Origin of the sequence: Pseudoduganella guangdongensis (genome assembly GCF_009857475.1) — a bacterium.
GTDB lineage: Bacteria > Pseudomonadota > Gammaproteobacteria > Burkholderiales > Burkholderiaceae_D > Rugamonas > Rugamonas guangdongensis.
In genome coordinates, this window is record NZ_WWCJ01000024.1 from 76,757 (window position 1) to 86,214 (window position 9,458).

The following is a 9,458-nucleotide window of genomic DNA, read 5'->3' on the forward strand; positions in this document are numbered from 1 at the left end:
GTCAGGCTCCGGTGGGGGCGGCAGGTACGGGACGCGCTTGGCGGCGGAACAGCGGCACGCGCTGGTCGACCGATGCCTGGTAGGTTTCGCTGAAGACGGTCAGGCCTTTCAACGCATCCTCGATGCTGCGGTCCGGGCGCGTGTCGTAGGCGTCAAAGCCGACGCGCTGCATGGAGAACAGCTGGTCGCGCAGCACGTCGCCGATGGCGCGCAGCTCGCCGGTCCAGCCCAGGCGGGAACGCAGGTTCCAGGCGTGCGAGTAGCCGCGGCCGTCCGTGAATTTCGGGAAGTCGACTGCCACCACGCCCAGGCGCGGCAGGTCGTCGCGCAGGGCGCGCGGATCTTCGTCCGGCGCCAGCCAGACGCCGATTTCGCCGGCAGCGGCGCGTTCGGACAACGCGTCGCGCTGCGCCAGCCAGGTCGCCAGCGGCACGATCACGCGGCCGGCCGGAACTTCCAGCGCCGCCAGCACGGCCGGATCGGCCGCGGCGGGAGTCGCAGCCGGATCGGCGCCTTCGGCAGCCGGTGCGCGCAGCAGGTTCCAGTCGTCGGCCACGATGGCGCGGCCCTTGATGATTTGCTTAGGCATATTCAGCCTCCTCTGCTTCTGCCACGATTGGGGTGGCGTAGACGAATTCCTTGAACGGGGCGATGCCCAGGCGCTGCGCGGTGTCGACGAAGCGTTCTTCCGGCGTACGCTCGCGCACGTACACTTGCAGCAGGCGGTCGATCACTTCCGGCATCTGCGCGGCGGAGAAGGACGGGCCGATGATCTTGCCGATAGCGGAGTTATTGCCTTGCGCGCCGCCAATCGACACCTGATACCATTCGCTGCCATCCTTATCCACGCCCAGCACGCCGATATTGCCGACGTGGTGGTGGCCGCAGGCGTTGATGCAGCCCGAGATGTTCAGCTCGAAGTCGCCGATGTCGTGCAGGAAGTCGATGCGGTCGAAGCGCTGCGCAATCGATTCCGCAATCGGGATCGACTTGGCATTGGCCAGCGAGCAGAAGTCGCCGCCAGGGCAGCAGATAATGTCGGTTAGCAGGCCGATGTTCGGCGTAGCCAGGCCCTGCGCCTTGATTTCTTCCCACAGCGCGAACAATTGCGACTGCTCCACGTCGGCCAGCACCACGTTCTGCTCGTGGGTCACGCGCAGCTCGCCAAAGCTGTAGCGGTCGGCGATATTGGCCATGAAGTCCATCTGCGCATCGGTGGCATCGCCCGGCGGCACGCCGGTTTTCTTCAGCGACAGCACCACGGCGGCATAGCCCGGCACCTTGTGCGGCTTGACGTTACGCTTCAACCACAGGCCGAAGGCCTTGTTGTCGGCATGCGCGGCGGCCGCGTCGAACGCCGGCAGGGTTTTGTAGTCGTGCGGCTGGAAGTAAGCGATGATGCGCTCCATTTCTTCCAGCGTCAGGGTCTGTTCGGTGCCTTTCAGGTCTTCCCATTCCGCTTCCACCTGGCGCGTGAATTCTTCCACGCCCACGGCTTTCAGCAGGATCTTGATACGCGCCTTGTACTTGTTGTCGCGGCGGCCGTGCAGGTTATACACGCGCATGATCGCCTCGATATAGGTCAGCATGTGCTCGCGCGGCAGGAACTCGCGGATCACGCTGCCCAGGATAGGGGTGCGGCCCATGCCGCCGCCGACCATGACCTTGAAGCCGATGTCGCCGGCGTCGTTTTTCACCACGGTCAGGCCGATATCGTGCACGGCGATGGCGGCGCGGTCTTCCAGGGCGCCGTTGATGGCAACCTTGAACTTGCGCGGCAGGGCGGCGAATTCAGGGTGGAAGGTGGACCACTGGCGCAGCACCTCGGCGTAAGGGCGCGGATCGACGATTTCGTCAGCCGCCACGCCGGCGAATTCATCGGACGTCACGTTGCGGATGCAGTTGCCGGAAGTCTGGATGGCGTGCATCTCCACGGTGGCCAGGTCGGCCAGGATGTCCGGCGACTCTTCCAGCTTGATCCAGTTGAACTGGATATTCTGGCGCGTGGTGAAGTGGCCGTAGCCGCGGTCATATTTGCGCGCGATATGGGCAAACATGCGCATTTGCGCCGACGACAGCAGGCCGTAAGGCACCGCAATCCGCAGCATATAGGCGTGGCGCTGGTTATACAGGCCATTCTGCAAGCGCAGTGGCAGGAATTCGGCTTCGCTCAGCTCATCGTTCAGGCGGCGTTGCACCTGGTCGCGGTATTGCGCGATGCGTTCGCGGACGATGAGGTGGTCGTATTGATCGTATTGATACATGGCTTTCCCAGTCAGGCTTACCCAAAGTGGAATCAATGGTAATAAACTGGGGCTTTATTCCAAACGACATAGTCTTTATTTGCTTATATGCTGTTAAGGCATAAGCATCAGCGTAAAATAGCGCTGGGGAGTCCAACGAGAACCAAGAATGAACCTTCACCAATTGCGATTCGTGCGGGAAGCCGTGCGCCAGAATTACAACCTGACCGACGCCGCCAAGGCCTTGTTCACGTCCCAGCCAGGTGTTTCCAAGGCCATTATTGAGCTGGAAGAGGAGCTGGGTGTTGATATTTTCACAAGGCACGGCAAGCGTATCCGGGGCCTGACCGAGCCCGGGCGGCTGGTGTTGTCCTCGGTCGAGCTGATCATGCAGGAGATCGACAGCCTGAAGCGCATCGGCAAGGAGTACGCGGCCCAGGATTCGGGCAGCTTCACCATTGCCACCACCCACACCCAGGCCCGCTACATCTTGCCGAAAGTGGTGCAGGCCTTCATGCAGAAGTACCCGAAAGTGCGCCTGTCGTTGCTGCAAGGCAACCCAAAGCAGATCGCCGAGATGGTCCAGCGCGACCAGGCCGACCTGTGCATCGCCACCGAATCGATCGCCGGCGTTGATAATTTGGTCACATTGCCGTGCTATCAGTGGGAGCACGTGGTGGTGGTGCCACCCGACCATCCGCTGCTGAAGATCAAGTCGATCACGCTGGAAGAAGTGGCCGAGCATCCCGTCATCACGTATGATGCCGCCTTCGCCGGCCGGTCGCGCATTGACCAGGCCTTCGACAAGCGTGGCCTGAAACCGGACGTCCTGCTGGAAGCCATTGACGCGGACGTGATCAAGACCTACGTTGAACTGGGTATGGGCATCGGCATCATCGCCGGCATGGCCTTCGACCCGGACCGCGACCGCAACCTGCGCGCCATCCCTGCCGGCCACCTGTTCGGTATGAATGTGTCGCGCGTGGCGGTTAAACAAGGCGCGTACCTGCGCTCCTATATATATACCTTCATCGAGCTGCTGGCGCCGACCCTGAACCGCAAGCTGATCGAGCAGGCGATGAAGGGTGAACATGAGAACTACGAACTGTGATTAACGAAGAAGAACTGTACGAAGTGCGCGAGCACGTGGAAGAACTGCTGGAGGACCACGAAGTCCTGCAGCTGGAAAGCCTCGACCTGGACAGCCTGGAAGTGGCGCCTGGCGAGTACACGGCCGTCTATATCGAATTCCTGTGGACCCAGCTGGGGCGTGAAAAGCAGGACAAATTCCTGAAACAATTGCGCGAGAAGGTGGGCAAGGACGTGCTGCTGGTGTTGCTGGGCGAAGACTATGTGGACGGCGAAAGCTACCCGGTCGCGCGCACCGACCAGCACGGAAATACCTACGAGTTCCAGAAAGATGCCGACGGAAACCGCGTCGAAGTGATGAAGAACTACCCGTCCGACAGCTGGCTGCGCAAGCGTTTGGGAATTGCTGCACGGGAAATTAAAGTGCTTCGTTCGGAATATTACTGGGTTGTTACGTCACGCTTGAAGTAATTTTTTCTTGTCACATTGTTGAAGTATTTCGAGGGCAATATAGCTGCGTTTGAAACATTTCCCTCAACTTCAACACTGTAGGACAACAAGTGAAAAAACTGACTCTGGCAGCACTGATCATCGGCGGTTTCGCAGCCCAAGCCCAAGCCCAATCCAATGTGACCATCTACGGTATCGCCGACGCAGGTATCGTCGGTGAGCGCGGCGGCGCCGCCGGCAGTGTCACCAAGCTGACCAGCGGCGTAGGCAATGCCTCCCGTATCGGTTTCCGCGGCACCGAAGACCTGGGCGGCGGCAACTCCGCCATCTTCCAACTGGAAGCGGGCACCAAGATCGACACCGGCGAAAACGATTCGGCCCTGTTCCAGCGCCAGGCTTTCGTTGGCCTGAAGAGCAAAGACATGGGCACCGTGACCGTCGGTCGCCAGTACACCATGCTGTACAACGTGCTGTCGAAAACCGCTGACCCATTCGGCGCCGGTTTCGCTGGCAACGCCAAAAACCTGTTCGCCACCGGCGGTGCCGGCACCCGCGTCAGCAACTCCCTGCTGTACACCACCCCTTCCTTCCAAGGCTTCAGCGCTGACGTGCAGTACGGCTTCGGCGAGCAAGCTGGCGACAACACCGCCGGCCGCCAACTGGGCCTGGCTGTGAACTATGCACAGGGTCCGCTGAAGGCATCCGTTGTGTACAACAACAAGAACAACGACACCGCCGCTGTGGGCACCACCCCGGCCGTGCGTAAAGACCGCGTAAAGAACACCCTGTTCGCCGCCAACTACGACTTCGGCATCGCCAAGGCCTACTTCGGCTACGAAATCGACAAAGGCGCCGGCAGCTCCCCACTGCCAGTGGCCAACGCATTCGGCTACAAGGTCGCGCCTAAATCGTCGGCCGACAGCACCACCCTGCTGCTGGGCGTGGGCGTGAAAGCCGGCACCGGCACCGTCCTGGCTTCCTATGTTCGCAAGGACGACAAGCAGAACAACCAGGACGCCAACCAGTTCGGCATCGGCTACCTGCACCCGCTGTCCAAGCGCACCGACCTGTACGCCATGGTCGCCAAGATGAGCAACAAGAACGGCGCCGGCTACACCATCGGCAACAACACCGAAGCCGGTTCCGGCGACCGCGCCTACAACCTGGGCGTGCGCCACACCTTCTAAGCAGTTTTAGTAGCAAGCAGTACCACTCTCTCGAGGTGATTCATGATCTTTGGCGGGTCTTCGGACCCGCCGTTTTTTTTGATATGCTGCGCACTATGCGCGCCTTGCTATTTACAATGACCTTGCTGACTGCCGCCGACCCCGCCGCCGCAGCAGAATGGTTCCCGGTCCCTGCGACCCTCGATGGCAAGCCAGGCATCTACAGCGCCTTGCCGCGCGCCGCCAGCCCATGGCGCATTTGCGTCCTGCTGCCGCACGCGCGCGACAAATACTGGTGGGGCGTGTCCTGGGGCTTGCTGCAGGAAGCCGACCGCCTCGGCGTCCGCATTGGCATTTACCAGGCGGGCGGCTACGAATTCCTCGACACCCAGCGTTCCCAGTTCACTTCCTGCATCAGCCAGCGCGCCGACGCGATCGTGCTCGCCGCGATCTCCGCCGATGGCCTGAACAAGGAGATCGACGCCGCGCGTGCCAGCGGCATTCCCGTGATCGACCTGGTGAATGGCGTCAGCAGCAAAGCTGTCACGGCGCGTTCGCTGGTCGATTTCGGCGACATGGCCACGGCGGCGCTGCGTCATTTGATGGCGGACGCCGATGGCCGTCCGGTGAAGGTGCTTTGGCTGCCCGGCCCCAGGGATGCGGGCTGGGTCAACGATGCGGAGGCGGCGCTGCAGCGCCGCGTGGCGGGCACCCAGGTGGAGCTGGTGCACGGCGGCTACGCGCCGCCCGACGCCAGCAGCCAGATGGCCCTGGTGCGCAAGCACCTGCAGTCCTACCGCCCGGACTACGTGCTGGCGAACGCCGTTGCCGCCGAAGTGACGGCCAACTTTGCCCACTACCAGGACCGCAGCGGCATGAAGGTGCTGGCTTATTACGCCACCGAGCCTGTAGTGGAGCTGGTCAAGGCCGGCAAGGTGTTGGCCGCGCCGAGCGACGGCACCATCCTGCAGGCGCGCATCGGGCTGGATCTGGCTGTGCGCGCCATTGAAAAGAAGCCGCATCCGCTGCGCGTTTCGCCGGCGATCGAGGTGCTCGACGCCGAGAGTGTGCGTAGTTACGATTTTTCGCGCCTGCTCGCGCCGCCGTTCAAGCGCTTTACCCAGCGCCCTTTGCCGCCGCTGCCGACGAATTAGCGGGCAGGGGAATGCGGATCGCAATGCGCGTGCCGCCCGCCGCGCCGTTCGTCCCATCCACGGAAATACTGCCGCGCAGCGCCGCCACGCGCTCGCGCATGCCGAGCAGCCCCAGGGCATCGGCGCGCGCCGTTGCGCCGGCGGCGATGCCGCGCCCATTGTCCGAGATCTCGATGCGCAGCTCCGTGCCGCTGCGCTGCAGCTGGATGTGGGCCGAGCTGGCGCCCGCGTGGCGCGCGATATTGGTCAGGGATTCCTGCACCAGCCGGTAGATGGTCGTGCTATAGCGTTGATCGAGCACCAATGCCTCGGGCAGGGCGTCGAAGCGGCAGCCGATCTTGTGGTGCTTTTCAAACTCGCGCCGCAGTGCGTCCAGCGCGTAGTACAAGCCGCCTTCATCGAGGTCGCGCGGGCGCAGGTTGCCGGCGATGCGGCGCAGGGAGCCAATGGCGTGCAGCAGCAGGGCGTCCATGCTGGCCAGCCGTTCCTGCGCTTCCGGCAAATCGTGCGGCAGTTGCTTGAACAGGGTCAGCTCGACGCGCAGGGTGGCCAGCAGTTGGCCCAGGTCGTCGTGCAGTTCGCGGGAAATGTGGACGCGCTCGTCCTCGCGGATGTCCGCCAATGCGGAATCGGAGAAGCGGCGTCCTTGTTTGCGGGTGCGGGGGTGCTTCATTTCGGCCTCCTGGCGGCAGCAGCCACCAGGACACCGTATTACATCAAGCCGGCATGCGGCTTGATGCGGATCACATCTGCTTGAAAAGATGGAGGAAGGAGCGGCTGACTTCCAGCTTGTCGCTGCGGCCCTTGATCATGACCAGGTGGCGGCCACGGATGTCGCGCGTCACGCCTTCAATCGCATTCACATTCACCAGGGTGGCGCGGTGGATCTGCCAGAACAGGGCAGGGTCCAGCTCATCAGCCAGGTCGCGCACGGGCTTGCGGATCAGGGCCTCGAATTTATCGGTTTGCACGCAGGTGTATTTCTCGTCCGAGCGGAAGAACAGGATCTCCTCCACCGGGATCATGCGCAGGTCGGAGCCGATGCTGGCCTGGATCCATTGCAGGTATTTCGGCTTCGGCGCGGCAATCTTCTCGGCCAGCTGGTTCAGGATGGCGGCCATGTCCGCGCCCTGCACCGCGCTGGCGGCCGGCGAGGCCAGGCGGCCTTTCAGGCGCTCGACCGTGATTTTCAGGCGCTCCGGCTCCGGCGGTTTCAACACGTAGTCCACGGCGCCGCGCTCGAACGCCTCCACCGCGTAGGCGTCGTAGGCGGTCACGAACACCACATTGCTTTTATTGCCGATCTCAGCGGCGGCTTCCATGCCGGTCTTGCCCGGCATGCGAATATCAAGGAAGGTGAAGTCCGGCTTCAGCTGGTCGACCAGCTCGATGGCTTCGTCGCCGTTCTTGGCTTCGCCGAGGATTTCCAGTTCCGGCCAGACCTGCTCCAGTCGCATGCGCAGCTGGTCGCGCATCAGTCGCTCATCGTCGGCAATAATTGCTGTGGGCATAGTGCTCAATATTAGTAATAAGAGGTATCAATTATTCAATGGATCGCAGCGTATGGCAATCGCTTATTCCGCGCGCGCCAGTTGGTAGGGTACTTCGATTATTGCGATCACGCCGGTCGGCTGGTTGGGCTCGATTTTCAGCGAGGCCTGGTCGCCGTGCAGCAGCTTCAGGCGCTCGCGGATATTGGTCAGGCCCAGGCCGGTGCCGGTGCTGGGCTTGGCGCCGAAGCCCAGGCCGTCGTCCGCCACGATCACCCGCAGCTTGCTGTGCGCTACTTCGGCGCGCACGCGCAGGTAGCCGCCTTCCGGTTTGCCTTCCAGGCCGTGCTTGATGGCGTTCTCCACCATCGACTGCAGCATCATGGGCGGGAAGGCGGCGCTGCGCAGGCCATCGGTGATATCAAAATCGATGGTCAGGCGCTCTTCCATGCGCATTTTCAGCAGGGCCAGATAGGCCACGACCATGTCGGCCTCGCTGCCCAGGCTGCTGGTCAGCTTGTTCTCGCGCATTTGCGGCAGCACGGCGCGCAAGTACTTGATCAGGCTGCGCTGCATGGCGGAGGCGCGCGGCGGATCGGTTTCGATCAGGTGCTCCACCGAGGCCAAGGTATTGAACAGGAAGTGCGGCTCCACCTGGGCCTGCATCATCTGCATCTTCGCCTCGCTCAGCTGGCGCTGCATGGATTCGCGCTCGGCCGCCGCGTTCGCCACCTGGGCTTCCGCTTCCGCCTTCTTTTTGCCGCCGACCAGGGCTTTCATGGCAAACAAGGCCAGCAGCAGCAGGGTGATGAAACTGGTGAACCAGGTCGATGCCTGCTTGTGGTAGCGCGAAACTTTTTCTTCGGCCGCACTGTCCACTGCTTGCTCCATGGCATTCGACAGCTCTTCGCTGATCTGCGGCGGCAACTCGATATGGACTTCCTCGCCCGGCATCGGGGCAGCCGGTACGGCTGGGAGAGCCGGGCGCGACTTGCCGCGCGAAGGCGCGGCCGGTGCGGCGGGTGCCGCTGGCGGTACCGCCATGGCCGGATCTTCCGGCAGGGCAGGGGCCGCCGCTTCCGCCGCCGCTGCGGCGGCTGCCTCGGCCGCCTCGTGGGATGCGGCGGCATTGGCGGTATCGTCGCCGCCGGCGTCCGCGGCCTCCGCCTCGGGCGCCGGCTTCTTGATCTTGCCGGCGCGTGGGTTGAAGTGGATGCCGCTGTCGTCAATCGTGATGTTCGGATCCGCATTCCCCGCCTTGGTACGCTTATGCGTGCGCATCACCATTTCATCGTCGCTCGAAGGCGAGAACAGCTCCTCCTGCAGGATCGAGGCGGCGATCATCGACAGCGCTGCGAACAGGAAGAATTTCCACCAAGATAACTGCGTGACCCAGCCGGTAATGCCGTCAAAGGCGCGGTGCAACCACGCCAGGACGGTTTTTGCTGTTTCTTGGGCTTTGGGAGTTGGAAACATTCGCCACTTTCTATTGAAGATGGGGCAAGTGTAGATAACCTTGCGCAAAGCCGCCATAGGTGTGCGACAGAATGCAGAATTACGGGAATAGAAGAATGCCCTTGCGGACGGCCCGGGCGTTTGCTATAGTTCTGTCCCTCGCAACGCACCGCAGACAAATCTGCAGAGCGAAACGAGAAAAAAGAAGGGGTTGACGAGCTGCACGAAACACCGCATACTCTCGCTTCTCTGCTGCAACGAACACAACGCTTCGTCGAAAACAAGCAGCGATCTTTAAAAATCAACAGTCGATAAGTGTGGGCGTTTGACGATATGCCCGGACCTTCGGGTCCGATGCTCAAAATATACGTTATAACGCTCGCACAAAATATATTAAACGTAATCTCGAAA

At 62.1% G+C, this 9,458-nt stretch carries 9 protein-coding genes; 4 read left to right on the forward strand and 5 right to left on the reverse strand.

The features are described 5' to 3' along the window. Window position 1: 1 nt before the first annotated feature. Together GTP41_RS23650 and GTP41_RS23655 are read right to left on the reverse strand one after the other, a co-directional pair. Window positions 2-589, reverse strand: a complete 588-nt coding sequence (locus GTP41_RS23650) for a DUF934 domain-containing protein (RefSeq protein WP_161028048.1) — start codon at window positions 587-589, stop codon at window positions 2-4. After that, window positions 582-2,264, reverse strand: a complete 1,683-nt coding sequence (locus GTP41_RS23655) for a nitrite/sulfite reductase (protein WP_161028049.1) — start codon at window positions 2,262-2,264, stop codon at window positions 582-584. The genes GTP41_RS23650 and GTP41_RS23655 overlap by 8 nt, the downstream gene beginning before the upstream one ends. Window positions 2,265-2,412: 148 nt before the next feature. On the opposite strand from GTP41_RS23655, the gene GTP41_RS23660 reads away from it, so the two are divergent. The 4 genes from GTP41_RS23660 to torT all read left to right on the forward strand — a co-directional run bounded on the left by GTP41_RS23660 (window position 2,413) and on the right by torT (window position 6,102). Then, window positions 2,413-3,354 (forward strand): CysB family HTH-type transcriptional regulator, encoded by a 942-nt coding sequence (locus tag GTP41_RS23660; protein WP_161028050.1) that lies wholly within the window; start codon window positions 2,413-2,415, stop codon window positions 3,352-3,354. Beyond that, complete coding sequence (locus GTP41_RS23665; RefSeq protein ID WP_161028051.1) at window positions 3,351-3,803, forward strand: hypothetical protein; 453 nt, start codon at window positions 3,351-3,353, stop codon at window positions 3,801-3,803. The genes GTP41_RS23660 and GTP41_RS23665 overlap by 4 nt, the downstream gene beginning before the upstream one ends. A gap of 89 nt (window positions 3,804-3,892) precedes the next feature. Continuing rightward, window positions 3,893-4,969, forward strand: a complete 1,077-nt coding sequence (locus GTP41_RS23670; RefSeq protein WP_371867389.1) for a porin — start codon at window positions 3,893-3,895, stop codon at window positions 4,967-4,969. 95 nt (window positions 4,970-5,064) lie between these two features. Continuing rightward, window positions 5,065-6,102, forward strand: a complete 1,038-nt coding sequence (torT, locus tag GTP41_RS23675; RefSeq protein ID WP_260115419.1) for a TMAO reductase system periplasmic protein TorT — start codon at window positions 5,065-5,067, stop codon at window positions 6,100-6,102. Here the strand turns inward: torT and GTP41_RS23680 are convergent. The 3 genes from GTP41_RS23680 to GTP41_RS23690 form a co-directional block, all read right to left on the reverse strand. Next, window positions 6,065-6,775 (reverse strand): sensor histidine kinase, encoded by a 711-nt coding sequence (locus GTP41_RS23680; RefSeq protein WP_161028053.1) that lies wholly within the window; start codon window positions 6,773-6,775, stop codon window positions 6,065-6,067. The two genes, torT and GTP41_RS23680, sit on opposite strands and share 38 nt — an antisense overlap. 70 nt (window positions 6,776-6,845) lie before the next feature. Beyond that, window positions 6,846-7,613: a LytR/AlgR family response regulator transcription factor gene (locus GTP41_RS23685; RefSeq protein ID WP_161028054.1), complete on the reverse strand. Its 768-nt coding sequence runs from the start codon at window positions 7,611-7,613 to the stop codon at window positions 6,846-6,848. A gap of 63 nt (window positions 7,614-7,676) precedes the next feature. Then, window positions 7,677-9,068, reverse strand: a complete 1,392-nt coding sequence (locus tag GTP41_RS23690; RefSeq protein ID WP_161028055.1) for a sensor histidine kinase — start codon at window positions 9,066-9,068, stop codon at window positions 7,677-7,679. Window positions 9,069-9,458 lie beyond the last annotated feature (390 nt).